The following is a 24,267-nucleotide window of genomic DNA, read 5'->3' as shown; positions in this document are numbered from 1 at the left end:
CGGCCATCACGCCGCGCGCGGGCTCGCGCCTCACCGGGCAGGCGAGCCGATCACGGCGGCGACCATCCGTCTCCAGCGTCGACCGGCGGGTGACGATCCGCGCTACGGTGCGCACCCACGCTGCAAGTTTCTCCCGCTCGATGGTCCCGGCAGGCGTCTGCCTGCACGGCCACACGCATCACCGGGCGTTCATCAAGACCAAAAACGGAGACATCCATGTCCGCATTCCCACCGGCCGTTGCGCACGCAACCAATTCGGCCGGCGCCGTCAGCCACAAGCGCATCGTGTTCGCGAGCTTCATCGGCACCGCGATCGAGTTCTACGATTTCTACGTGTACGCGACCGCCGCCGCGCTCGTGATCGGCCCGGTGTTCTTCCCGCACGGCTCCGCGACCGCGCAGGCGCTGTCCGCGTTCATCACGTTCGGCATTGCGTTCATCGCGCGGCCGATCGGCGCGTTCCTGTTCGGTCATTTCGGCGACCGCATCGGCCGCAAGTCGACACTCGTCGCATCGCTGCTCGTGATGGGCCTGTCCACCACCGCGATCGGCCTCGTGCCCGGCTACGACGCGATCGGCACGCTCGCGCCGGTGCTGCTGTGCGTACTGCGCTTCGGCCAGGGCATCGGCCTCGGCGGCGAATGGGGCGGCGCCGCGCTGCTCGCGACCGAGCACGCGCCGCAAGGCAAGCGCGGCTGGTTCGGCATGTTCCCGCAGCTTGGGCCCTCGGTCGGCTTCCTGATGTCGAACGGGCTGTTCTTCGCGCTTGCGCTTTCGCTGTCCGACGCGCAGTTCCGCAGCTGGGGCTGGCGCATTCCGTTTCTCGTGAGCGCGGTGCTCGTCGCGCTCGGCCTGTACGTGCGGCTCAAGATCGCCGAGACGCCCGCGTTCCAGGCCGCGCTCGACCGCAACGAACGCGTGCGCGTGCCGGTCGCGACGCTCGTCACGCAACACTGGCAGCCGACGCTGCTCGGCGCGCTGGCGATGGTCGTCTGCTACACGCTGTTCTACATCTCGACGGTATTCTCGCTGTCGTACGGCGTTGCGACGCTGCATATCTCGCGCCAGAGCTTCCTCGGCCTGCTCTGCCTCGCGGTCGTGTTCATGGGGCTCGCGACGCCGCTGTCGGCCTGGGCGTCGGATCGCTTCGGCCGCAGGCCGGTGCTGATCACCGGCGCGATCGCCGCGCTGCTGTCGGGTTTCACGATGGCGCCGCTGCTCGGCAGCGGCTCGATGCCGCTCGTCGCGCTGTTCCTGACGCTCGAGCTGTTCCTGATGGGCGTGACGTTCGCGCCGATGGGCGCGCTGCTGCCGGAGCTGTTCCCGACCAACGTCCGCTACACGGGCGCGGGCGTCGCGTACAACCTCGGCGGGATCCTCGGCGCGTCGATCGCGCCGTACATCGCGCAGTTGCTTGCCGCGCACGGCGGCCTGTCGTGGGTCGGCGGCTATGTGTCCGTCGCGGCGGCGCTCAGCCTGTTCGGCGTGCTGCTGATGCGAGAGACGCGCGACACGTCGCTCGCCTGACGCTGCGGGGCAACCCGGCTTGTGCCACGGCCGGCGCCGCCTATACTCGATTGCGGGCGCGCCGCCAGCCGCGCCCTCATCGCCACGGAGCCGCCCCCATGAGCATCCGCCTCGCCAATGCCGACCTCGTCCTGATCCTGTCGCTCGCCCTGGGCGGCGCCTTGCTGCTCACGCTCCGCTTCCGCCCGAAAACCTGGCGCGGCATCGTGTTCGAGGCGCTCGTCGCGAATGTGGCGGCCATTGCCGCCGTGCTCGCGTTCGAGGCGCTGCTCGCCTGAGCGTGCGCCGGCGCGCGGCCGGTCAGGCCGCCGCCTGCGCATGCATCGCCGCGCCGAAAGCCGGGCCGACCGTGTCGACGGCCTGCAGTACCTCGTCGACCGATGGCGCAGCCCCCTCTTCGCCGACCGACAAGGCATGCGGCGCACCGCCGATGCCGCAGTGCTCGCGCGACGTCGCCACGAAGATCATCACGGTCGGCCGCCGCAGCGCGTGCGCCATATGGACGAAGCCCGTATCGACGCCGACCACCAGCGCGGCCCGGCCGATCGTCGCGCCAAGCTGACGCACCGACATCGCGGGCAGCACGGCTGCCCCGGGCGCGCGCGCGGCGATCGCCTGGGCGACCTCGCGCTCGGCCGGCGAGCCCCACGGCAGCAGCACGCGTACGCCGCGCGCCATCATCCGCGTCGCAAGCGCCGCCCAGCACTCGACCGGCCATCGCTTGTCGTCGTTCGACGTGGCATGGAACATCAGCATGAACGGCCCGCCGTCGGTCACGTCGGCCGGCAGGCTCGCGTCCTGCGGCGCGACGATCCCGTAATCGGCGACGCCCTGCGGCTCGTAGCCGAATGCCTCGCCCGCACTCACACGCATCCCGTGCCAGCCATCGCATGCGGGCCGCGGGCCGAAACGGTCCGAGTAGGCAAAGCGCGCGCCCGGCTCGCCGAGATCCTGCGTCTGATAGCCGACGCGGCGCGCAGCGCGCGCAAGGGCCGAGATGATCGCGCTCTTGTAGACGCCGTGCAGGTCGATGATCGCGTCGTAGCGGTGCGCGCGCAACGCGCCGATCGAGGCCCAGATCGCCTTCAGGTCGCCGCCGTTGCGCAGCTTCTTGAACCGCCGCAACGGCGCGCACAACACGGTGCTCACGCCGGGATGCCAGCGCACCACTTCCGCACACGATTCATCGACGGCCCAGTCGACCGTCACGCCCGGAAACGCGCGATGAAGGTCGGCGACCACCGGCAGGGTCTGAACGACGTCGCCGAGCGACGTCACTTTTACGATGAGGATGCGATTCAAGGTTGTTGTAAAAGCGCGAGAACTGGGGACTACTGCATACTAGTAACGTTCGGACTACACGAGCATTACATCGGGATTACATGTGCAATTGATCGTATCCCGGCGTGTAGGATAGCTGAACACGACCCGGCCCCGGTTCTTTTTATAATCGGTTCTTTGCCGATGGCTTCGCCAATGCAACGTTCTCCGCCATTGTTTCCCGCCCTCACCCGCCGCACCCAGCGCCTGTGGCGCCAGTACGGCGTGTTCTGGCTCGGCGCGATCGCCGTCGGCCTGACCGCCGTGCTCTATGCGCGGCTGATCGACTGGGGCTACGACACGTTCCGCACGCTGCGGCAGCATGCGCCCTGGCTGCCGCTGCTGCTGACTCCTGCGATCGCAGCCGGCTCGGTCTGGCTGACGCGCCGCTTCTTCCGAGGCGCGGAAGGCAGCGGCATCCCGCAGGTGATCGCGACACTGCACGCGCGCCCCGGCGCGTTCGGTGCGCGGCTGCTGACGCTGCGCATCCTGTTCGGCAAGATCCTGCTTTCGTTCTTCGGCATCCTCGGCGGCTTCACGATCGGCCGCGAAGGGCCGACCGTGCAGGTCGGCGCGGCGCTGATGTTCAACCTGCGGCGCTTCTACCCGCGCTCGAACGCGCAGATCGAGCGCCAGCTCGTGCTCGCGGGCGCGGCAGCCGGCCTGTCGGCCGCGTTCAACACGCCGCTCGCCGGCATCGTGTTCGCGATCGAGGAGCTGACGCGCAGCTTCTCCGCGCGCGCAAGCGGCGTGCTGATCACCGCGATCATCATCGCCGGCGTGGTCGCGCTCGGGCTGAACGGCAACTACACGTATTTCGGCACGATCGACGCCGGCGCGCATTTCCCGAAGCTGCTCGCGGTCGCGGTGCTCGTCGCCGCGGTCGTGACCGGCGTCGCCGGCGGGCTGTTCTGCTGGCTGCTGCTCAATACCGGCCGCTGGCTGCCGGCGCGGCTGCTCGCGCTGTACCGCGAGCGGCCGATCGCGTTCGCCGCGCTGTGCGGCTTCGTGATCGCCGTGGTCGGCCTCGTGTCGGGCGGCACGACGTTCGGCAGCGGCTATGCGGAAGCGCGCGGCCTGCTCGACGGCCGCGAGCAACTGTCGGTGCTGTATCCGTTCCTGAAGATGGTGTCGATGGTCGCGTCCTACCTGCCCGGCATCCCTGGCGGCATCTTCGCGCCGTCGCTGTCGATCGGCGCGGGCTTCGGCAACCTGCTGCACATCGTGTTCGGCAACATGAGCCTGCCGGTGCTGATCGCACTCGCGATGGTCGGCTACCTCGCAGCGGTCACGCAATCGCCGATCACGTCGTTCGTGATCGTGATGGAGATGATCAACGGCCATGCGCTCGTCATTTCGCTGATGGCCACCGCGCTGATCTCGAGCCGCGTCTCGCGCTTCTTCGTGCCGCCGCTGTACGAGACGCTGGCGCAGCGCTATCTGGCGCCGCCCGCTGCGGCTGCCGCAGCCACCGCCGCCGCGGCGCCGGCCGACCGCGCACCGGCGACGTCCGGCGTCACCGAGCCGCAGGATGCGACCGCCGCGCCCGCCGATCCGCTCGATACGCTGCGTGACGAGAATGGCGACGGGCTTGCCGTCAACGAAGCTGCCGGCAAGCCTGCAGCCGACACCGGCCCGGCCGCCGCCGCGGCGAACCCCGCCGCGACGCAAGCCGGCCCGCGCGACGCTCAGTAGATCACCACCGGCGCCGGCCGGTAGTAGACAGGGCGAGCCGGCACGACGACGCAGCCGGCGAGCGTGACGGCGACGAGCGCGATCACGAATACGGTTCTTTTCATCGCACGCCTCCGTTACGCCCAGTGGCCGCGCGTCCAGAACCAGTTCGGACCGCGCTGGTCCCAGTGACCCGGCACCCAGTGCATGCCGATCCGCTCGGCTTCCCAGTGGCCGTCGATCCACACGTAGCGGCCATGATCCCAGCGCCAGTGACCGCGCTCCCATACGTAGCCGACCCGCGCGGCCGGCACGATCTCATAGCGGACGGGCGGCGGCGCGTTCGGCGCGACGACGACGATCTCCTCCGTGCGCGCGGCGACCGGCTCGGCGATGACGACTTCGCCCGGCCGGGTGACGACCGGCGTGGCGACGAGAATTTCATCCGCACGCGCGGCGAGCGGTGCGGCGAAAGCAGACGCGCCCGCCGCCACGGCGGCAAACGCAAGAACAACGCGACGAATCGATGAAACAGCCATGACAACCTCCTGATTGAACAAGCAACGCGAGCGTATTCGTTCAATGCGGGAGGGGGGGTTACGGCCGACAGGCGCCGTGTTACGGCGTGCCCGAAAGTGCAACAGGGCGTAAGACGCGCGCGGCGGCGGGTGCCGCCGCGCGGAACGGGAACAACGCGGGTCAGGCTTGCGGGATCTCGATCTTCACTTCGAGCACCTCGAGATCGTCCTGACGCTCGAGGCTCACGCGGATGTCATCGTTCGAAATCTGCACGTACTTCGAGATCACGGCGACGAGCTCCTTCTGCAGCGCCGGCAGGTAGTCGGCCGGCGGCTTGCCGCCTACCCGTTCGTGCGCGATGATGAGCTGCAGGCGCTCCTTCGCGATCGATGCGGACTTCTTTTTCTCGCCGAGGAGAAACGACAGAATGGACATGGGCGGCCTCCGTTACTTGCTGCCGAAGAGGCGCTGCAGCAGGCCCGGCTTCTGGTACTCGGTGAAGCGCAGCGGCTTGTCCTCGCCGAGGAAGCGCCCGACGATATCCTTGTACGCCTCGGCGACGTCGGTGCCGTCGAGGTGCACGGCCGGCAGGCCCTGGTTCGACGCGTGCAGCACCGCTTCCGACTCCGGCACCACACCGATCAGCTTGATGCGCAGGATCTCGCTGATGTCCTCGAGCGACAGCATCTCACCTTCGTTGACGCGCTTCGGGCTGTAGCGGGTGATCAGCAGGTGCTCCTTGATCGGATCCTTGCCTTCGGTCGCGCGCTTGGTCTTTGACGACAGGATGCCGAGAATGCGGTCCGAGTCGCGCACCGACGACACTTCCGGGTTCGTGACGATCAGCGCTTCATCCGCGAAGTACATCGCGTGCAGCGCGCCGGCCTCGATGCCCGCCGGCGAATCGCAGATGATGTACTCGAAATCCATCGCGGCCAGGTCGTTCAGCACCTTCTCGACGCCGTCGCGCGTCAGCGCATCCTTGTCGCGGGTCTGCGACGCCGGCAGGATGAACAGGTTCTCGCACTTCTTGTCCTTGATCAGCGCCTGGTTCAGGTTCGCTTCGCCCTGGATCACGTTCACGAGGTCGTACACGACGCGACGCTCGCAACCCATGATGAGATCGAGGTTACGCAGGCCGACGTCGAAGTCGATCACGGCTGTCTTGTGGCCACGCAGCGCGATGCCGGACGCGAAGCTCGCGCTCGTCGTCGTCTTGCCCACGCCGCCCTTGCCGGAAGTCACCACGATGATTTTTGCCATTTACCCTATACCCTGTGTTCGTCAATGAGAGCCGATCGATCCGGCGTGCGCCGCGTGCTTCACGTCAGGCGCAGCGGTTCGATCATCAATTTTTCCTCTTCGAGCCGGATCTGAACCGCTTTGCCCAGCACGTCGGCAGGCAGCGGGTTCTCAGTCGTTCGATAGATACCCGCAATCGAAATCAGTTCCGGCTCCAGACACGTGCAGAAAATGCGCGCGTCGTGATTGCCGTGCACGCCCGCCAACGCGCGGCCGCGCAACGGCGCGTAGATGTGGATATTGCCTTCCGCAATGATCTCGGCGCCGTGACTGACCGGCGCGAGCACCACGAGGTCTCCTTTCGCGTAAACCTGCTGCCCCGAGCGCAACGGCCGGTCGATCACGAGCGCCTGGCCGCCGGCCTGCGGCTGCGCCGGTGCCGGCTCGGGTGCAGCGGCCGGAGCGGCCGCCGCCTCGACGGCAGGCGCAGCGTCCGTGTCGCCCGCTCCCTTCGCCGACGGCACGCGACGGTCGCGCGCCTCGAGCAGCGGCAGGCCCGCCTCGCCCGCCCAGCCCTGCGACGCCAGCGCGACGACGCCCACCGGGCGCATCCGCACGTCGTTGAGCATCTGGCGGATGTCACCCAGCGCCACGCGCTCGCCTTCCGCGAGACGGCGGACGTCGATCGCGACGACGTCGTCGGCAAAAAACTCGGGAGTCGCCTCGAAGCGCTTGACCAGCTCGGTGCGCAACGCATCGAGATCGGTCGTCTTCACGGTGAACAGCAACGTATCGACCGAGCCGCTGCGCAGTTCGAAGAATGGCGATTTTTTAAGCGACATGGACACTCTGCAAAAAATTTTTGCGTATTTTACAGGCGTCCACGCGACCAGCCATTATTTTTGGGCGTCGTGCAACAGGCGTCGCGCCACTGGTGTCGGGAATCGGGTGTCGGGCCACCGCGGCCCATGCGGTAAGGAAAGCGCGGCGGTGCGCGCGAATTGACGGCGGGCGGCAATCGTGCGCGCCGGACGGAGACCGCCGGGCCCGGGCCGCAGACGCGGCCCGTCGTTCAGTGCGTCGCCTGCGACACGAACAGCGTTTTCATCGCGCCCGGCATCCGCGCGATCGGCGCATGCTCGCCGGTGTTGCCGAAGCCTGCACGCTCGTAGAAGCGGATCGCGTTGCGGTTCGCGTCGGCGATCCATGCATAGATTTCCTGCGCGCCGCGCTCGGCAAGCCACGCGCTCGCGGTGTCGACGAGCAGCAGCCCGCCGCGCAGGTGACGGACCGCATGCGCGACCCACAGCTCGCTCACGAACGCGCGGCGCTCGGGCGTGCTGTCGAAATACGCGCCGATCATGCCGGCCGGATGACCTTCCGTGTACAGCAGGAACGTCGTCGACTCATCGGACGTCGCGCGCTGCGCGGCAATGGCCGCCGCCGCGTCGGCATCGACGTTCAGCAATTCGGCCTCCGGCGCTTCGCCGGGTGCGTAGGGCTCGCGCAGCGACGCGGCGCGGAGTTCGCGATACACGTTGCCCTGGTCGGCAGCGATACGACGAACGGTCAAGATCGAACTCATGCAGGCACAGCCCCCTTCGGACAGCAAGCTATAAGCTTCATCTGAAAGCGGGGCATGAGTCAAATCGTTATTTTCAAATGCCGGCGCAAATTGAAAGGCAACAGGCGTTGCAGACACCCTCCGGCGCCGCCGCGCGCACGCCGCTGTGCAGGTGCAGCATCGCCGGTGCGCGCCCGACTGCGCACGACGGCCGCCGGCTCGCCGTTCGGCCGCACCTGGCGCGCCACCTTGACGGACGGGACGAAACGCGCGCGGATCGGCATGCAAGCCGTCGCTGCGACGCTGCCGGCGCGTCGCGGCGGCGACCCGAAATCAAACGAAACCCTCCTTGCATCGAAGATTTTTATTGCGCCGCAACATTTGTTGCGCGCCCCGTAAGCGCCGTGCGCGCCCGACGCCGTCGCGTTTTCGTCTGACGATCACGCGGCCCCGCCGGCGTCACGCGCGACCTGCCCGCCCGTTTCAATCGGTGCGCAGCCTCCCGTCCCCGGATGCGCCGGCGGGGTCCCGCCGTTTGGAGCATCCTGCCTAGCGTGGGGGTTTGGAAAAATGCGCGCACGAGTCGTATAACAGGCAGAACCGGGCCACGACCCGGTGCTGCGCATGCCCATGCGGCGCGGACCAACGAGCGGATTCAAACAGGGAGGGAGACGATGGCAACGACCGACGGATCGGCCGCGGGCTGGTCGGATGGCAAGCGTTACCTGTGGCTGCTCGGCGCGCTGACGATCACGCTGCCGATCCTCGCCGCCCAGCTTGCGCTGTCGACGGGCATCCATGTGTTCTGGTGGTTCGGGCCGCTGTTCGCGTTCGGCGTGATCCCGGTCCTCGATACGCTGATCGGCGACGATCGCGACAATCCCCCCGAAGACGTCGTGTCCCGCCTCGAAAAGGACCGCTACTACCGGCTCATCGTCTACCTCGCGACGCTTGTCGAATACGTCGCGTTCTTCGTGGGCGTCTGGATCGTCGGCACGCACACGCTCGCGTGGTACGACTACGTCGGCTTCGCGCTGTCGGTCGGCGCGGCCACCGGCATCTCGATCAACACCGCGCACGAGCTCGGCCACAAGACCAGCCGCTTCGAGCGCTGGCTCGCGAAGATCACGCTCGCGCCGGTCGCATACGGGCATTTCTTCGTCGAACACAATCGCGGCCATCATGTCCGGGTCGCGACCGCCGAGGATCCGGCGAGCGCGCGCTACGGCGAATCGTTCTGGGCGTTCCTGCCGCGCACCGTGATCGGCAGCATCCGCTCCGCGTGGCATCTGGAGCGCACGCGCCTCGCACGACTCGGGAAGTCGCCGTGGACCTGGCGCAACGAAGTGCTGCATGCGTGGGCGATGACCGTCGTCGTGTGGGGCATCGCGATCGCGCTGGCCGGCAAGGCGGTGATCCCGTTCCTGCTGATCCAGGCGGTGTACGGCGCGTCGCTGCTCGAAGTCGTGAACTATGTCGAGCATTACGGGCTCGGGCGCGCGAAGCTGCCCAGCGGCCGCTACGAGCGCTGCACGCCGCAGCATTCATGGAACAGCAATCACGTCGTGACGAACCTGTTCCTGTATCAGTTGCAGCGGCACGCCGACCATCACGCGAATCCGACGCGCTCGTACCAGGCGCTGCGCCACTTCGGCGATTCGCCGCAACTGCCGGCCGGCTACGCGACGATGATCCTGCTCGCCTATGTCCCGCCGCTCTGGTATCGCGTGATGAACCCCCGCGTCGTCGCGCATTACGGCGGCAACATGGCGCAATCGAACATCAAGCCGTCAATCCGGGAGAAGGTGCTCGCGCAGTACGGCGCAGCCACTTGAGCGCCTCCGTCGACGCGTTGCGCGCGACGGAGCGACCGCTTGCTCAGACCGTCGCCGTTTCCGGCAGCTTGAATACCGCCACCGCATGCCGCAGCGCCCCCGCCTGCTCGGCAAGCGCCTGCGTTGCGGCCGACGCCTGCTCCACGAGCGCCGCGTTGCGCTGCGTTGCGTCGTCCATCTGCGTGACCGCGATGTTGACCTGGTTGATGCCCCCGCTCTGCTCCTGCGACGCCGACGAAATCTCGCCGACGATCGTCGTGACCCGTTCCACCGCACCGACGATCTCGCGAATCGATTCGCCCGCGCGGCCGATCAGCGCCGCGCCGGCGTCGACGCGCTGCGTCGACTGATCGATCAGCGTCTTGATTTCCTTCGCCGCGGCGGCGCTGCGCTGCGCGAGCGTGCGCACTTCGGACGCGACGACCGCGAACCCGCGCCCCTGCTCGCCCGCCCGCGCGGCCTCGACGGCGGCGTTCAGCGCGAGGATGTTGGTCTGGAACGCGATCCCGTCGATCACCGAAATGATCTCGCCGACCTTCGCCGAGCTGTCGGCGATGCCGCTCATCGTCTCGACTGCCTGCGCCATCACGCCGCCGCCTGCCGACGCGATGTCGGACGCCTCGTTCGCGAGCTGCGCCGCGTGCTGCGCATGGTCAGCCGATTGCCGCACGGCGCCCGTCAGCTGCTCCATGCTCGCCGCGGTTTCCTCGAGCGACGCCGCCTGCGCCTCGGTGCGCGCGGACAGGTCGTGATTGCCCGACGCGATCTGCGCGCTCGCGGTCGCGACCGACTCGGCGTGCGCGCGCACCTCGAGCACGACGCCCGACAGGCCTGCCTGCATCGTCTGCAACGCGCGCAGCAGGTCGGCGATCTCGTCGCGGCCGGTCACGGAGAATTCGCGCGTCAGGTCGCCGTCGGCGACCGCCTTCGCGCATGCGACCGCCGCGTCGAGCGGCCGCAGGATCGCGCGGCTGAACAGGAACGCACCGATCATCGCGACGACCAGCACGACCAGCATCAGCACGATGCTCGCGGTCGTCGCATGCTGCGCTTCGCGCCCTGCGCGATCGGACACCGTCGCGCTCTCGTCGGCGATCGTTTTCGCGGCCCGTTCGAGCAGTTCGGCCGGCTCGCGGTCGACGCCCGCGACCGCCGCGTCGCCGGCCGTCGGATCGAAGCCGGCGGCCTTGAAGGCGTCGAAGCCGCGCCGGTAGCCGTCGCCCATCGTCGCGTGCGCGCGCATGAACTGCTCGACGAGCGTGCGGCTTTCGCCGGCCGGCAGTTGCTTGTCGAGCTGCGCAGCGAGCGCGTCGACCGCGCGCTCGCGCGTCTGGAACGCGCTCCAGTATTTGTCGAGCTTGTCGGATTGCTTGCCGCGCAGCAGCGTGTCCTTCCACTCCTGGACCTGCAGCTTGAACTGCACGAGTGTCGCCGAAACGAGCCGCTCGTTGGCGACGTTCGTCTGCACGTCGTTCGTGAACGTGTCGATCGAGCGATTGAGGATGTGAATGCCGTACAGCGCGCCGGAGAACATCAGCAATAGCGCGACAGCGAACGCGAGGGGAATCTTGTAGCTCAGCTTCATGGGACCTTGGATCGACGGGGGAAGGTGGCGTCGCGGCACGGACGCCTATTTGTCGAAACCTGTTAACGGCGGGCAAGCTCAGGGCTTAAAGCAGACGAAAGCGATTGGCCCGCATGAGGCGCGAACTGTGTTGCATGCAAGAGGACGGACGGCGAGCGACTGGCTGCCGCATCGGCTGGGTGGCGGGCGGCTGCGAATCGACTGCGTTTGCCGCAGGCCAGCGCGTGCCGAGCCACATCGCCGGCCCAAAAGATATCGCCGACATCTGCAGCCGGGCGATCCTTTTACCCTCGATCAATCGCCGTCCTGCTCGGGCTCTTTTTCCGGATAAGACGGGTAGGCACTGGATATCCGGCCCTTGATATATTGAACTCGCGCACGGTATGCGTCATTAAGGCAAGTGCTGCTCACGCACTTGTTCCTGACGTTTCTGATCCAGATGATCTGGTCTTGCCTGACCGGATCCTGATACGAAATTTCCTTCGATTCGACCAGCTGCATCGCGACAAATCCACGGTTCACCATCTCATCAAGCTTCACGAGATCAGGATTGGCGCAAACAAGACGCTCGACATTCGCCCGGGCCTTCGAGCAATCAAAGCTCTTTTCCGCGTTCATGGGAGGATGCGTCTCGCGTCGAAACGCATACATCCACGATCCGCTCGCCAGCACGAGATCGTCCGCGGATTTGTAAATCGTCGCGAATCGCAATCCCGAGCAAAGCGGCATATTCGCATCTCCAAGCAGATAAATTTCATTCATAGGCTTGCGATTCATATGAAATTTATCGCTCAGGAATGCCTCGAATGCATCAAGCGACCCAAAGGCGCGTGCAATGACCGGATCGAAATAGAAATTCATCCGCCTCTGAATCTTGACCGAGCATTCGTGCCCACCATACCGAAGCGTCACGGCGCCATCGCCTGGAGTCAGCACGCTCGAATCAATCGGATTCGCAGGAAATGGGAGTGCATGAGCATCCTTCGTTTTTTCGAATGGAACGGCTCCGGTCATCAGGTATCGATCTTGCGCCAAAGCGATGCCCGACAACGAAAACACCAGAATCATCAATACTGCAAAGCGCTTGAATTCTTTCATCATCCCGACCACGTGACTCAGCGCCTCGAATTATAAACATCCCTACTCTCTTGCCAGATCGGAGCGTCACACGGGCCGAAGGGGACGCTCAGGGTTGGCGTGCAGCGCGACACGCTCCCGCCGATCGAGCAGATGTGACTCAATCGTTCTCGTCGTTCGGATACGACGGGTAACTGTCCGACACCTTGCCCCTGATATAGCTGATTCGTGACGAATACGCCTTCAGCAGACAATCCACCGTCGTGCATTTGTTTCTTACGCCAGATACCCATTTGATCTGATCCATCCGGACCGAATCCTGATAGGAAATCTCCTTCGAATATTTCCTCTGCATCAGGACAAATCCATCATTGACACCGGCATCCATCTTGCGCAGTCGTGGATCGCCGCAGATCAGATGCTCCACATCAGACTTCGCAGCTCCACAATCGAACCCCTTGCTCGCATCCCTGAAGCGATGCCTCTCGAGCGTGAACACGTAGATGAAGGGTTGATCCAGCACGACGAGCTCGGAATTCGACGCATATATTCTCGCGAAGCGGAGCGCAGTACAACTCGGCGATGTCGCGTCCTGCAGCAGGTACATCGTCGTCCAGCCATCCGAATTGATACGGAACTTGTCCTCCAGAAATTTATTCAGCTTCCGAGCATTCCCGAGCGGCGCCGAGTCAAACGAAAATGGCTCCTGCTTATTTATTTTCACACCGCACTCATCCGGATTCGATCCGTCATAGTTCAAATAAAACGAATCCCCCCTCAACGCGAGAACGCTGGAATAGGCCGGATTGACGGGCAGCTCGATGTTCGGCTGCGCTGCCGAGCCGACGCTGTATATCCTCGCGACACCGGTCAGGCGATAAGTGCTCTGCGCAGCGGCACCGAGCGCATGAAAAAGCAACCCGATAACCAGCATCAACCTGAATGCTTTTCTCGTCATCGACAACCTCAAATGTTGAATGACCAACGTCGTAAACACAGCTGCAGAACATGTCGTGTTCCCGCTGTCTTCACTTTGGAGTATCCATCCATAACCAAGCGGATCAGGGACGGTACGCCACCGTCATTTTCGGTCGAATGAGTGCGACCAAGGTCGAGCGGAGACGTACAGCCACGGGAAGCGTATTTCGAATCGGTGAAGACAGAACCGGGCGGGATCGAATCGAGACGATGCGCAATTCGATAGCCGACTGCGCATGCACCGATCGGCGAAGGAGTACCTTGAGATCAGATCGGCAAAAACGAAAAACCCCTTGATCCTTCCGGATCAAGGGGTTTCGTATTCTGGCGGAGAGGGTGGGATTCGAACCCACGGTACGGGGAAACCGTACGCCTGATTTCGAGTCAGGTACATTCGACCACTCTGCCACCTCTCCTTCCTTCTTACTGCATTTCCCGGCTGGTCGCTTCCGGGAAAGAAAAGATTATAAGACGATCTCTTCGAAACGATCAAGCCTTTTTTGCAAATTTTTTTGCGAGGCTTTCGGAAGCAGGTCGCGGGGCAATCTCACGACGCCTGAGCAGGCGCGTCGATCCGCTCCACGCCCCCCATGTACGGACGCAACGCTTCAGGCACCGTGACCGAACCGTCGGCGTTCTGGTAGTTCTCGAGCACGGCCACGAGCGTGCGGCCAACCGCGAGGCCCGAACCGTTCAGCGTATGCACGAGCTCCGGCTTGCCCTGCGCGTTGCGGAAGCGCGCCTGCATCCGGCGCGCCTGGAACGCCTCGGTGTTCGAGCAGCTCGAGATCTCGCGATACGTGTTCTGCGCGGGCAGCCATACTTCGAGGTCGAACGTCTTCGCGGCCGAGAAGCCCATGTCGCCCGTGCACAGCGTGATCACGCGGTACGGCAGGCCGAGCTTCTGCAGGATCGCTTCCGCATGGCCGACCATCTCGTCGAGCGCCGCATACGACGCTTCCGGCTCGACGATCTGCACCATCTCGACCTTGTCGAACTGGTGCTGGCGGATCATCCCGCGCGTGTCGCGGCCGTACGAGCCCGCTTCCGAACGGAAGCACGGCGAATGCGCGGTCAGCTTGATCGGCAGCGCGGACGCGTCGACGATCGATTCGCGCACGGTGTTCGTCAGCGAGATTTCCGACGTGGAGATCAGGTATTGCGTGATGGTGTTCTCCGCGCCGCCCTTCTCGACCCGGAACATGTCGTCCGCGAATTTCGGCAGCTGGCCGGTGCCGTAGAGAATCTCCGGGTTCACGATGTACGGCGTATACGTCTCGGTGTAGCCGTGCTGCAGCGTGTGCGTATCGATCATGAACTGCGCGAGCGCGCGGTGCAGGCGCGCAATCGAGCCGCGCAGCATCGTGAAGCGCGCGCCGGCGAGTTTCGCGCCGGTCTCGAAATCGAGGCCGAGCGGCATGCCGACGTCGACGTGATCCTTCACGTCGAAGTCGAACTGACGCGGCGTGCCCCAGCGGCGCACCTCGACGTTGTCGTTCTCGTCCTTGCCGACCGGCACGCTGTCGTGCGGCAGGTTCGGCATCAGCAGCATCAGGTCGGACAGCCGCGCCTGGATCTCGCCGAGCTTCGCCTCCGATGCCTTCATCTCGTCGCCGATGCCGCCGACTTCAGCCATCACCGCCGACGTGTCCTCGCCCTTCCCCTTCATCGCGCCGATCTGCTTCGACAGGCTGTTGCGGCGCGCCTGGAGCTCTTCGGTACGGGTCTGGATCGCGCGGCGTTCCGCTTCGAGCGCGGAAAACGCGGCGACGTCGAGGGTGTAGCCGCGATCGGCGAGGCGCTTGGCAACGCCGTCGAGGTCTTTGCGCAGCAACTGGATGTCGAGCATGGGAGGACAGGAAATTCGTTGTGTAAGACGGGAATTCTAACGCACCGCGGGCCCGCGCCGGCATCGGCCGGATGGACAAGGCCGGAACACGCCACCGCCGGCCGTGGCAGACTCGGTCTGCCGGCCGCCTGTCGCCTGCCGGCAAACCGCCACACAAGGGACCCGGGAACCGATGGCCATCGAACTGGACAAGGACGTACGCGACCGCGCAATCGCGTCGCTGCAACGTTATTTCACAGAAAATCTGGATGAGCCGATCGGCAACATCCAGGCCGGCGCGCTGCTGCATTTCTTCGTCGAGGAGATCGCGCCGGCGATCTACAACCTCGCGATCGCCGACGCGCAGCAACGCCTGCACGCGCGGATCGCCGAGCTGGACATCGAATGCCACGAGGAGCCGTTCGGCTACTGGAAGAAGCAGCCGGGCCGCAAGCGCTGACGCGGGCCGGCCGCTCGCGCGCTAGTCCTTCTTGCCCGCCTCGCGGTCGAGCTCGCGCAGCCACGCGAGCTTGTCGGCGATCTTCGATTCGAGCCCGCGCGGCACCGGCTTGTACCAGCGCGGCTCGCGCATCCCGTCCGGCAGGTACGTCTCGCCGGCCGCGTACGCGTTCGGCTCGTCGTGCGCGTAGCGGTATGCGTGGCCGTAGCCGAGCTCCTTCATCAGCTTGGTCGGCGCGTTGCGCAGGTGCACGGGCACCTCGCGCGACTTGTCCTGCTTCACGAACGCCATCGCCTGGTTGAACGCGTTGTAGCCCGCATTGCTCTTCGCCGCGCACGCGAGATAGATCACGGCCTGGCCCAGCGCGAGCTCGCCTTCCGGCGAGCCGAGCCGCTCGTAGGTCTCGGCCGCGTCGTTCGCCATCTGCATCGCGCGCGGATCGGCGAGGCCGATATCCTCCCACGCCATCCGCACGATCCGCCGCGCGAGGTACTTCGGGTCCGCGCCGCCGTCGATCATCCGGCAGAACCAGTACAGCGCGCCGTCCGGGCTCGAGCCGCGCACCGACTTGTGCAGCGCCGAGATCTGGTCGTAGAAGTTGTCACCGCCCTTGTCGAAGCGGCGCGCGTTCAGCGTCATCGCGCTGCTGACGAAATCCGCGTCGATCGTCGTCACGCCGGCCGACGAGGCCGCCGTCTGCGCCTGCTCGAGCAGGTTCAGGAAGCGCCGCGCATCGCCGTCCGCGTAGCCGACCAGCGTATCGACCGCCTTGTCGTCGAACGCAAGCCCTTCGAGCGTGATCTCCTGCGCACGCTTGAGCAGCTGGCGCATTTCGTCGTCGGTCAGCGACTTCAGCACGTAGACCTGCGCGCGCGACAGCAGCGCCGAGTTGACCTCGAAGCTCGGGTTCTCGGTCGTCGCGCCGATGAAGGTCACGAGCCCCGACTCGACGAACGGCAGCAGCGCATCCTGCTGCCCTTTGTTGAAACGATGGATCTCGTCGACGAACAGGATCGTGTGGCGGCCCGTACGGTTCAGCGTCTCCTTTGCCTGCTCCATCGCCTCGCGGATGTCCTTCACGCCGCCCAGCACCGCTGACAGCGCGATGAACTCGCAGTCGAACGCGAGCGCGGTGAGCCGCGCGAGCGTGGTCTTGCCGACGCCGGGCGGTCCCCACAGGATCATCGAATGCGGCTTGCCCGATTCGAACGCGAGCCGCAGCGGCTTGCCTTCGCCCAGCAAATGCGTCTGGCCGATCACCTCGGCGAGCGTCTTCGGCCGCAGCGCCTCGGCGAGCGGCCGGCGCGGTTCGACTTGAAACAGGTCGGACATGAACCCTCGCTCCCCATGATTCGGTGGCGGCCGAACGCGGCCGCCGGACCCGCCATTATGACAGCCGGCCGACACCACTGCCGCGCCCGGTGCCCGCGCCCGGTGCCCGCGCCCGGTGCCCGCGCCCGGTGCCCGCGCCCGTAAACAACACGGGCCTGCCATCGCTGGCAGGCCCGACGGCAAATCCGGCGCGCGGCGCCGGTCAGCCGGTGATCACGTCGGCGCCCTTCGGCACGACGAACTTGAACGTGTCCGACTTCAGCGGCGGGTTGGTCTGGATGTTCGTGAACGTCAGCAGCGTGACGTTGCCGAACACGTCGTGCAGCTCCATCGCGGCAAGCGTGCCGTTCCGGAAGCCGATGCCGATCCGCTGGAACTGCGTGTCCTGCGCCTTCGGCAGCATCTCGAGCCACTCGATGCCGCCCTTCTCGCCGGCGTCGCGCAGCGTGTAGTTCTTGTCGAGGTCGTTGCTGCCGAACAGGATCGCAGCCGGGCTCGCGCCCAGCGCGCCGGCCAGCTTGCGCTCGGTGACCTGATTCAGGTCGCGGTCGTACACGTAGAGCTTGTCGCCGTCGGCCTGCAGCACCTGCTGGTACGGCTTCTGGTAGGTCCAGATGAACTTGCCGGGGCGCGCGAACACGAACGTGCCGCTCGAATTGTCGGTGGGCTTCGGCGCGACTTGCGCGGCGCTCGCGCCCTTCGCCGGCGCCTTGACGATCTGCTGCGTGAATTCGCCCTTCGCCGAACGCACCTGCGACACGAATGCCTTCAGCTGTTCGGTGCCGCCCGCGAACGCATGCGTCGCCGCGAGCATCAGCGACGCGCCGGCGAGCGCCGCGCCGAGCCAGCGCCGCGTCGAACGAAGGGAAGGGGCGAACGGATGTTGCTGCATGATGCGGTTTTCTCCCTGGGTGGCCTGCGTGCGCCGCGGACTCATTCCGCGTCGCGCGCCGGCACAAGAATTTCGCGGTTGCCGCTCGACGACATCGCCGACACGAGCCCCGACTGTTCCATCTGCTCGAGCAGCCGCGCCGCGCGGTTGTAGCCGATCCGCAGATGGCGCTGCACGAGCGAGATCGACGCGCGGCGGTTCTTGATGACGATCTCGACCGCCTGGTCGTACAGCGGATCAGACTCGCCGCCGCCTTCGCCGGTTCCCGCGCCGGCCGAGCCCTCGTCGCCGTCGACGGTGCCGCCCTCGAGCAGGCCCTCGACATAGTTCGGCTCGCCCTGCTCCTTGAGCTTATCGACGACGCGGTGCACCTCGTCGTCGGCGACGAACGCGCCGTGCACCCGCACCGGCAGCCCGGTGCCGGGCGGCAGGTACAGCATGTCGCCCATCCCGAGCAGCGATTCGGCGCCCATCTGGTCGAGGATCGTGCGCGAGTCGATCTTGGACGACACCTGGAACGCGATCCGCGTCGGCACGTTGGCCTTGATGAGGCCGGTGATCACGTCGACCGACGGACGCTGCGTCGCGAGGATCAGGTGGATGCCGGCCGCGCGCGCCTTCTGCGCGATCCGCGCGATCAGCTCCTCGACCTTCTTGCCGACGACCATCATCAGGTCGGCGAGCTCGTCGATCACCACGACGATGTTCGGCAGCCGGCCGAGCGGCTCCGGATCTTCCGGCGTCAGGCTGAACGGATTCGGGAGCTTCTCCTCGCGCTTCGCGGCCTCGTCGATCTTGTTGTTGTAGCCGGCGAGGTTGCGCACGCCGAGCTTGCTCATCAGCTTGTAGCGCCGCTCCATCTCGGCGACCGTCCAGTTGAGCGCGTGGCCCGCCTGGCGCATGTCGGTGACGACCGGGCACAGCAGATGCGGAATGCCTTCGTAGACGCTCATTTCGAGCATCTTCGGATCGATCAGGATCAAGCGCACCTGGTCGGCGGTCGCCTTGTAAAGCAGCGACAGGATCATCGCGTTGATCCCGACCGACTTGCCCGAGCCGGTCGTGCCGGCCACCAGCAGGTGCGGCATCTTCGCGAGATCGGCGCACACCGGCTTGCCGCCGATGTCCTTGCCGAGGCTGAGCGTGAGCGCCGACGATGCGGCCGCGTACACCTCGGAGCCGATGATCTCCGACAGGTGCACCGTCTGGCGGCGCTGGTTCGGCAGCTCGAGCGCCATGTAGTTCTTGCCGGGAATCGTCTCGACGACGCGGATCGACACGAGCGACAGCGAGCGCGCGAGATCCTTCGCGAGGTTCACGATCTGGCTGCCCTTCACGCCGGTCGCCGGCTCGATCTCGTAGCGCGTGACGACCGGGCCCGGATACGCGGCGACGACGCTCGCCTCGACGCCGAAATCCTTCAGCTTCTTCTCGATCAGCCGCGACGTGAATTCGAGCGTGTCGGCGGAGATCGCCTCCTGTGCCTTCGGCGCCGGGTCGAGCAGCGAGACCGGCGGCAGCGTCGAATCGCCCGGCAGGTCGGTGAAGAGCGGCACCTGGCGCTCCTTCTCGACGCGCTCGGACTTCACCGGCGTGACGACCGGCGGCACGATCGTCACCGGCTCGTGATCCTCGATGCGCACGCGCTCTTCCTCGACCTTGCCTTCGCGGCGCACGGCCGCGGCCTCGCCGAGCTTGCGGTCGCGCTCGGCCTCGCGGCGCAGCTTCGCGACGTTGACGGCGGACAGGATCGCGCCGCCGACGCGCTCGGCGACCGACAACCAGGAAAAGCGGAAATACAGCGACAGGCCGACCGCGAGCGCGACCAGCAGCAAGAGCGTGCCGCCCGTGAAGCCGAACGCGTGCGACATCGCGCCCGCGACCGCCTCGCCGACGACGCCGCCCGGCGCGCGCGGCAGCTGCACCTTCAGCGACCACATCCGCAGCGCCTCGATGCCGTCGCACGCGAGCAGCACGAGCACGAACGCGAACCCCTCGGTCAGCCAGCCGACCGGGCGCTCCGGCTCGTCGGGCAGCGCTTCGTGGCGAGTGATGCGGCGATAGGTGGCGTTGATGCGGCGCCCGAGCGGCACGATCAGCCAGTAGGCCGACAGGCCGAACAGCAGCAGGACGATGTCGGCCGTCCACGCGCCGACGCGGCCCGCCCAGTTGGTGATGTGATCGACCTGGGCCGCGTGCGTCCAGCTCGGATCGCGCCGGCTGTAGCTCAGCAGGGCCATCACCAGAAATGCGCACAGCGCGACCTGGAGAATCCAGCGGATCTCCGTGAGGAGCTTCGACATCCGGTGCGGCAACGCCTGTGCCTGAGCGGAATAAGGAGCTTTTGCCATGAATCCGTATAGAGAAGGCGGGCCACGCACGCCGCGCGCCCGCCGATCGTTCGACCCCGCTTATTGTAAACGCTGCGCCGCGCCGCCAAGTGTAAATGACGGTTACACGCGGCCGGCGAGGTGGGGCCGCCTAGGTCGGGCCGCGCAGGTGGGGCCGCCCGAGCACGGGCGCCCTCCTCTCGTCCTGCCCGCCCCGCCGAACGCTATCGCCGCGATTGAAACTCTCGTTCGGCAGCGCAGCAACAGGACCTTTATAATGCGCGTCTGATACCCATCTACGGTGGCATCCCGGTCAACCCCGACCGTCCGGCGCGCTCACCCCGCCCGCCGCGGCCACCTTTTACGGATTTCGCACATGTCCACGCCCAAACACGCCAAAGTCCTGATTCTCGGTTCCGGCCCCGCCGGCTACACGGCTGCCGTCTACGCGGCGCGCGCCAACCTGTCCCCGGTGCTGATCACCGGCATCGCACAGGGCGGCCAGCTGATGACCACGACCGACGTCGAAAACTGGCCGGCGGACGCGAAGGGCGTACAGGGTCCCGAGCTGATGCAGCGCTTCCTCGAGCACGCCGAGCGCTTCAACACCGAGATCCTGTTCGATCACATCCACACGACGAAGCTGCACGAGAAGCCGATCCGCCTGATCGGCGACGCCGGCGAATATACGTGCGACGCGCTGATCATCGCGACCGGCGCATCGGCGCAGTACCTCGGCCTGCCGTCCGAGGAAGCCTTCATGGGCAAGGGCGTGTCGGCCTGCGCGACCTGCGACGGCTTCTTCTATCGCGGCCAGAACGTTGCGGTCATCGGCGGCGGCAACACCGCGGTCGAGGAAGCGCTGTACCTGACCGGCATCGCGAACAAGGTCACCGTGATCCACCGCCGCGACAAGTTCCGCGCGGAGCCGATCCTCGTCGACCGCCTGCTCGAGAAGGAAAAGGAAGGCAAGGTCGAGATCAAGTGGAACCACGTGCTCGACGAAGTGACGGGCGAGGATTCGGGCGTGACGGGCCTGCGCCTGAAGAACGTGCAGACCGGCGCGACGGAAGACATCCAGGTGCAGGGCGTGTTCGTCGCGATCGGCCACAAGCCGAACACGGACATCTTCCAGGGCCAGCTCGAGATGAAGGACGGCTACATCCTGACGCAGAGCGGCCTGCACGGCAACGCGACCGCGACGAGCGTGCCGGGCGTGTTCGCTGCGGGCGACGTGCAGGACAACGTGTACCGCCAGGCGATCACCAGCGCGGGCACCGGCTGCATGGCCGCGCTCGACGCGCAGCGCTACCTCGAAAGCCTGCACGACCACAAGTAAGCCGCGCGCGCCGGGCGCTACAATGGCGTCCGCTGCCGCGACGCACGCCTGGCCGAAAAGCCGCTGCCGACGCAGCGGCTTTTTTCATGCCCGCGCGCCCGCGCGCGTTTGCCTTGCGTGTGTGAATCATGGCGAAGAATCAACCCCATCCGAGCGATCCCGCGAAGCGGCAGGCCGCCGCCCGCCCCCAGCAACCCGCCCCGGCCGCGCCGCCGGCGCCCGAACCCGCCGCGCTGCGCGGCCAGGGCCTTGCCGGCCTCGGCGCGCTGCGCACGGCGCTCAAGGGCGAAGCCGAGCGCCGCGAGCGCGATCGCGTCGAAACCGCGAAAGCCGCGCGCCAGGCCGAAGCCGACGCGAACCTGTTCCGCAACGAGATCGGCGCGATCCGGCCGCTCAGCGCGCCGCCCCGCGCCGCATCCGGCCGCGAGCCGCCCGCGCCCGTGCCGAAGCAGACGCAGCGCGACGAGGAAGCGGTGCTCAACGCGACGCTGTCCGACGAGTTCGATCCCGAGACGCTGCTCGACAGCGACGAGTCGCTCTATTACCACCGCCCCGGCGTGAGCCGCGACGTCGTGCGCAAGCTGCGCAGCGGCGCGTGGATCGTCCAGGCGCAGATCGACCTGCACGGGATGCGCCGCGACGAGGCGCGCGACGCGCTCGCCGAGTTCATCCGCGAGTCCGGCAAGAAGGGACTGCGCTGCCTGCGCGTGATCCACGGCAAGGGCCTCGGCTCGGTCGGCAAGGAGCCGGTGCTGAAGGGCAAGGTGCGCGCGTGGCTCGTGCAGAAGGAGGAAGTGATCGCATTCTGCGAGGCGCGCGGCCACGACGGCGGCGCGGGCGCGGTGCTCGTGCTGCTGCAGCCGTTGACCGCGCCCGGCGAGCGGGGGCCGCGTGCCGCATCCTAGGCTGACGCTCGCGATCACGGTACTCGAAGCGATCGCGACGCTCGCGTTCGCGATCTCCGGTTTCATCGAAGCGCGCAAGAACCGGCTCGACTCGGTCGGCACGTTCGTCGTCGCGCTCGCGACGGCGTTCGGCGGCGGCACGCTGCGCGACATCCTGCTCGAACGCCGGCCGTTCTACTGGGTCGTGCACGACGACTACGTGCTGGTGATCTTCGCGCTGTCGCTGTGCGCGCCGTTCGTGCTGCGGATGCTGTCGCGGCTGTCGGCCGAACGGACGCTGCTCGTCGCCGACGCGGTCGGCCTCGGCATCTTCAGCGTGTCCGGCACGTCGATTGCGCTCGACGCCGAGATGCCGCGCTTCATCGCGGTGATGATGGGCGTGATCACCGGCGTCGTCGGCGGCATCATCCGCGACGTGCTGTGCAACGACATCCCGCTGATCCTGCGCGACTCGCGGCCGTACGCGACCTGCGCGTTCGTCGGCTGCTGGTTCTACCTGCTGCTCATGTGGCTGGACGTCGATTCGGTCTACAGCGTGCTGACGGCGACCGGCTTCATCCTCGTCGCACGGCTCGTCACGTTCAAGTTCGACGTCCGGCTGCCGCACTGAGCGGCACCGAGCTCCGACAAGCAAAGGGGCCGTCGAAACGGCCCCTTGTCGTATCCGGCGCGGCGCGCCCGCGTTACGCGATTCGCTCCTCCGACGCCGGATCGAACAGCACCGCCTTCGACACGTCGAACAGCAGCGACAGCGTCTGCTCCGGCTGCGGGTTCGCGGCCGGGTGCACGCGGCTCACGATGCGCTTGCCGTTCACCTGCGCGAACACGTGCGTGTCCGGGCCGGTCGGCTCGGTCACGTCGACTCGCACGTCGAGCGGCTGCAGGTGCGACGCGTCGCCGTTGTGCGCGTGGCGCACGTCGGTGATGCGCTCCGGGCGCAGGCCGAGGATCACCTCGCGGCCGACGTGTGCCTTCAGCTTGCCCGCATCGAACGGCAGGTTCAGCGCACCGCGCGCGACGCCCGTGTCGATCTCCAGCGCGACGCCGCTGCCCTGCTCCACGAGCCGGCCGTTGATGAAGTTCATCGGCGGCGCGCCGATGAAGCCCGCGACGAACAGGTTCGACGGCGAATCGTAGATGTCCTGCGGCGCGCCGAACTGCTGGACGACGCCGTCCTTCATCACCGCGATACGGTCGCCGAGCGTCATCGCCTCGATCTGGTCGTGCGTGACGTAGACGATCGTCGTGCCGAGGCGCTGGTGCAGCAGCTTGATCTCCGCGCGCATCTCGATGCGCAGCTTCGCGTCGAGGTTCGACAACGGCTCGTCGAACAGGAACAGCGCGGGATCGCGCGCGAGCGCGCGGCCCATCGCGACGCGCTGGCGCTGGCCGCCGGACAGCTGGCCCGGCTTGCGGTCGAGCAGGTGCTGGATCTGCAGCATCTGCGATACGCGATCGACGATCTGCTGCTGCTCGCTCTTCGGCACCTTGCGGATGTTCAGGCCGAACGAGATGTTCTCGCGCACCGTCATCGACGGATACAGCGCGTACGACTGGAACACCATCGCGATGTCGCGGTCCTTCGGCGACAGGTCGTTGACGACCTTGCCGTCGATCCGGATCTCGCCGCTCGTGACCGTCTCGAGCCCGGCGATCATGTTGAGCAGCGTCGATTTCCCGCAGCCCGAGCCGCCGACGAGAATCAGGAACTGACCGTCCTCGATGTCGATGTCGACACCCTTCAGGACCGGCACCCCGTTCGGGTAAGTCTTGTACACGTCACGGATGGAAAGGCTTGCCATGCTGTGAATCCTCTGTCTCATGTGTCGGCCGGAGTTGGCGCTTCAGCGCTTACTCCGG

Annotated in this window: 23 protein-coding genes and 1 tRNA gene; 9 read left to right on the top strand and 15 right to left on the bottom strand. The window is 66.6% G+C overall.

Annotated elements, in window-relative coordinates; genetic code table 11:
* Positions 1-216 precede the first annotated feature (216 nt).
* Together B7P44_RS05060 and B7P44_RS05055 are read left to right on the top strand one after the other, a co-directional pair.
* Positions 217-1,527: an MFS transporter gene (locus tag B7P44_RS05060; RefSeq protein WP_084901397.1), complete on the top strand. Its 1,311-nt coding sequence runs from the start codon at positions 217-219 to the stop codon at positions 1,525-1,527.
* A 98-nt stretch (positions 1,528-1,625) separates the two neighbouring features.
* The gene (locus B7P44_RS05055; protein WP_084901395.1) at positions 1,626-1,805 is read left to right on the top strand and encodes a hypothetical protein; all 180 of its coding nucleotides are present in this window, start codon (positions 1,626-1,628) and stop codon (positions 1,803-1,805) included.
* Positions 1,806-1,827: 22 nt separating this feature from the next.
* On the opposite strand, the gene waaC is transcribed toward B7P44_RS05055, so the two are convergent.
* Positions 1,828-2,829, bottom strand: a complete 1,002-nt coding sequence (waaC, locus tag B7P44_RS05050; protein WP_084901392.1) for a lipopolysaccharide heptosyltransferase I — start codon at positions 2,827-2,829, stop codon at positions 1,828-1,830.
* A 174-nt stretch (positions 2,830-3,003) separates the two neighbouring features.
* On the opposite strand from waaC, the gene B7P44_RS05045 reads away from it, so the two are divergent.
* Positions 3,004-4,542, top strand: a complete 1,539-nt coding sequence (locus tag B7P44_RS05045; RefSeq protein ID WP_084901390.1) for a chloride channel protein — start codon at positions 3,004-3,006, stop codon at positions 4,540-4,542.
* A 116-nt stretch (positions 4,543-4,658) separates the two neighbouring features.
* Here the strand turns inward: B7P44_RS05045 and B7P44_RS05040 are convergent, their stop codons facing one another.
* From B7P44_RS05040 to B7P44_RS05020, 5 genes are all read right to left on the bottom strand, one after another.
* Positions 4,659-5,060 (bottom strand): YXWGXW repeat-containing protein, encoded by a 402-nt coding sequence (locus tag B7P44_RS05040; protein WP_084901387.1) that lies wholly within the window; start codon positions 5,058-5,060, stop codon positions 4,659-4,661.
* 160 nt (positions 5,061-5,220) lie between these two features.
* Positions 5,221-5,475, bottom strand: coding sequence for a cell division topological specificity factor MinE (minE, locus tag B7P44_RS05035; protein ID WP_010091676.1), 255 nt, complete (start codon positions 5,473-5,475; stop codon positions 5,221-5,223).
* A gap of 12 nt (positions 5,476-5,487) precedes the next feature.
* Positions 5,488-6,303, bottom strand: coding sequence for a septum site-determining protein MinD (minD, locus tag B7P44_RS05030; RefSeq protein ID WP_010091675.1), 816 nt, complete (start codon positions 6,301-6,303; stop codon positions 5,488-5,490).
* Positions 6,304-6,362: 59 nt separating this feature from the next.
* Positions 6,363-7,124: a septum site-determining protein MinC gene (gene minC / locus B7P44_RS05025; protein WP_084901384.1), complete on the bottom strand. Its 762-nt coding sequence runs from the start codon at positions 7,122-7,124 to the stop codon at positions 6,363-6,365.
* Positions 7,125-7,354: 230 nt separating this feature from the next.
* Positions 7,355-7,984: a GNAT family N-acetyltransferase gene (locus B7P44_RS05020; protein ID WP_407924003.1), complete on the bottom strand. Its 630-nt coding sequence runs from the start codon at positions 7,982-7,984 to the stop codon at positions 7,355-7,357.
* Here B7P44_RS05020 and B7P44_RS05015 point away from each other — a divergent pair.
* Together B7P44_RS05015 and B7P44_RS05010 are read left to right on the top strand one after the other, a co-directional pair.
* Entirely contained in the window at positions 7,922-8,245 is a 324-nt protein-coding gene (locus B7P44_RS05015; RefSeq protein WP_133118094.1) for a hypothetical protein, read from the top strand. The two genes, B7P44_RS05020 and B7P44_RS05015, sit on opposite strands and share 63 nt — an antisense overlap.
* Before the next feature lie 275 nt (positions 8,246-8,520).
* A complete protein-coding gene (locus B7P44_RS05010; RefSeq protein WP_084901377.1) occupies positions 8,521-9,681 on the top strand; it encodes an alkane 1-monooxygenase in 1,161 nt (386 codons plus the stop codon).
* Positions 9,682-9,724: 43 nt separating this feature from the next.
* On the opposite strand, the gene B7P44_RS05005 is transcribed toward B7P44_RS05010, so the two are convergent.
* The 5 genes from B7P44_RS05005 to serS form a co-directional block, all read right to left on the bottom strand.
* Entirely contained in the window at positions 9,725-11,266 is a 1,542-nt protein-coding gene (locus B7P44_RS05005) for a methyl-accepting chemotaxis protein (RefSeq protein WP_084901374.1), read from the bottom strand.
* A gap of 294 nt (positions 11,267-11,560) precedes the next feature.
* Positions 11,561-12,367, bottom strand: a complete 807-nt coding sequence (locus B7P44_RS05000; protein ID WP_231716655.1) for a lysozyme inhibitor LprI family protein — start codon at positions 12,365-12,367, stop codon at positions 11,561-11,563.
* 136 nt (positions 12,368-12,503) lie between these two features.
* Positions 12,504-13,301, bottom strand: coding sequence for a lysozyme inhibitor LprI family protein (locus tag B7P44_RS04995; protein ID WP_084901372.1), 798 nt, complete (start codon positions 13,299-13,301; stop codon positions 12,504-12,506).
* A gap of 345 nt (positions 13,302-13,646) precedes the next feature.
* Positions 13,647-13,737: transfer RNA gene (locus B7P44_RS04990), tRNA-Ser, on the bottom strand.
* A 131-nt stretch (positions 13,738-13,868) separates the two neighbouring features.
* Positions 13,869-15,170, bottom strand: a complete 1,302-nt coding sequence (gene serS / locus B7P44_RS04985) for a serine--tRNA ligase (protein WP_084901369.1) — start codon at positions 15,168-15,170, stop codon at positions 13,869-13,871.
* A gap of 172 nt (positions 15,171-15,342) precedes the next feature.
* Here serS and B7P44_RS04980 point away from each other — a divergent pair, with 172 nt between their 5' ends.
* Positions 15,343-15,609, top strand: a complete 267-nt coding sequence (locus B7P44_RS04980) for a DUF2164 domain-containing protein (RefSeq protein WP_084901367.1) — start codon at positions 15,343-15,345, stop codon at positions 15,607-15,609.
* Positions 15,610-15,630: 21 nt separating this feature from the next.
* On the opposite strand, the gene B7P44_RS04975 is transcribed toward B7P44_RS04980, so the two are convergent.
* The 3 genes from B7P44_RS04975 to B7P44_RS04965 form a co-directional block, all read right to left on the bottom strand.
* A complete protein-coding gene (locus tag B7P44_RS04975; protein ID WP_084901365.1) occupies positions 15,631-16,941 on the bottom strand; it encodes a replication-associated recombination protein A in 1,311 nt (436 codons plus the stop codon).
* Between the two features lie 202 nt (positions 16,942-17,143).
* Positions 17,144-17,833 (bottom strand): outer membrane lipoprotein chaperone LolA, encoded by a 690-nt coding sequence (gene lolA / locus B7P44_RS04970; RefSeq protein ID WP_076481692.1) that lies wholly within the window; start codon positions 17,831-17,833, stop codon positions 17,144-17,146.
* Between the two features lie 41 nt (positions 17,834-17,874).
* Entirely contained in the window at positions 17,875-20,184 is a 2,310-nt protein-coding gene (locus B7P44_RS04965) for a DNA translocase FtsK (protein WP_084901363.1), read from the bottom strand.
* Positions 20,185-20,539: 355 nt separating this feature from the next.
* Between B7P44_RS04965 and trxB the strand changes: the two genes are divergently transcribed.
* The 3 genes from trxB to B7P44_RS04950 all read left to right on the top strand — a co-directional run bounded on the left by trxB (position 20,540) and on the right by B7P44_RS04950 (position 23,017).
* Positions 20,540-21,502, top strand: coding sequence for a thioredoxin-disulfide reductase (gene trxB, locus B7P44_RS04960; protein ID WP_084901360.1), 963 nt, complete (start codon positions 20,540-20,542; stop codon positions 21,500-21,502).
* Positions 21,503-21,630: 128 nt separating this feature from the next.
* The gene (locus B7P44_RS04955) at positions 21,631-22,407 is read left to right on the top strand and encodes a Smr/MutS family protein (RefSeq protein ID WP_084901359.1); all 777 of its coding nucleotides are present in this window, start codon (positions 21,631-21,633) and stop codon (positions 22,405-22,407) included.
* A complete protein-coding gene (locus B7P44_RS04950; protein ID WP_042584535.1) occupies positions 22,394-23,017 on the top strand; it encodes a trimeric intracellular cation channel family protein in 624 nt (207 codons plus the stop codon). The genes B7P44_RS04955 and B7P44_RS04950 overlap by 14 nt, the downstream gene beginning before the upstream one ends.
* Before the next feature lie 73 nt (positions 23,018-23,090).
* Here B7P44_RS04950 and B7P44_RS04945 read toward each other — a convergent pair whose 3' ends face one another.
* Complete coding sequence (locus B7P44_RS04945; protein ID WP_042583364.1) at positions 23,091-24,209, bottom strand: ABC transporter ATP-binding protein; 1,119 nt, start codon at positions 24,207-24,209, stop codon at positions 23,091-23,093.
* Positions 24,210-24,267 lie beyond the last annotated feature (58 nt).

Origin of the sequence: Burkholderia ubonensis subsp. mesacidophila, assembly GCF_002097715.1 — a bacterium.
Lineage (GTDB): Bacteria > Pseudomonadota > Gammaproteobacteria > Burkholderiales > Burkholderiaceae > Burkholderia > Burkholderia mesacidophila.
Note: the sequence above shows the minus strand (reverse complement) of the source record. Positions and strands in the feature narration are given on the sequence as shown.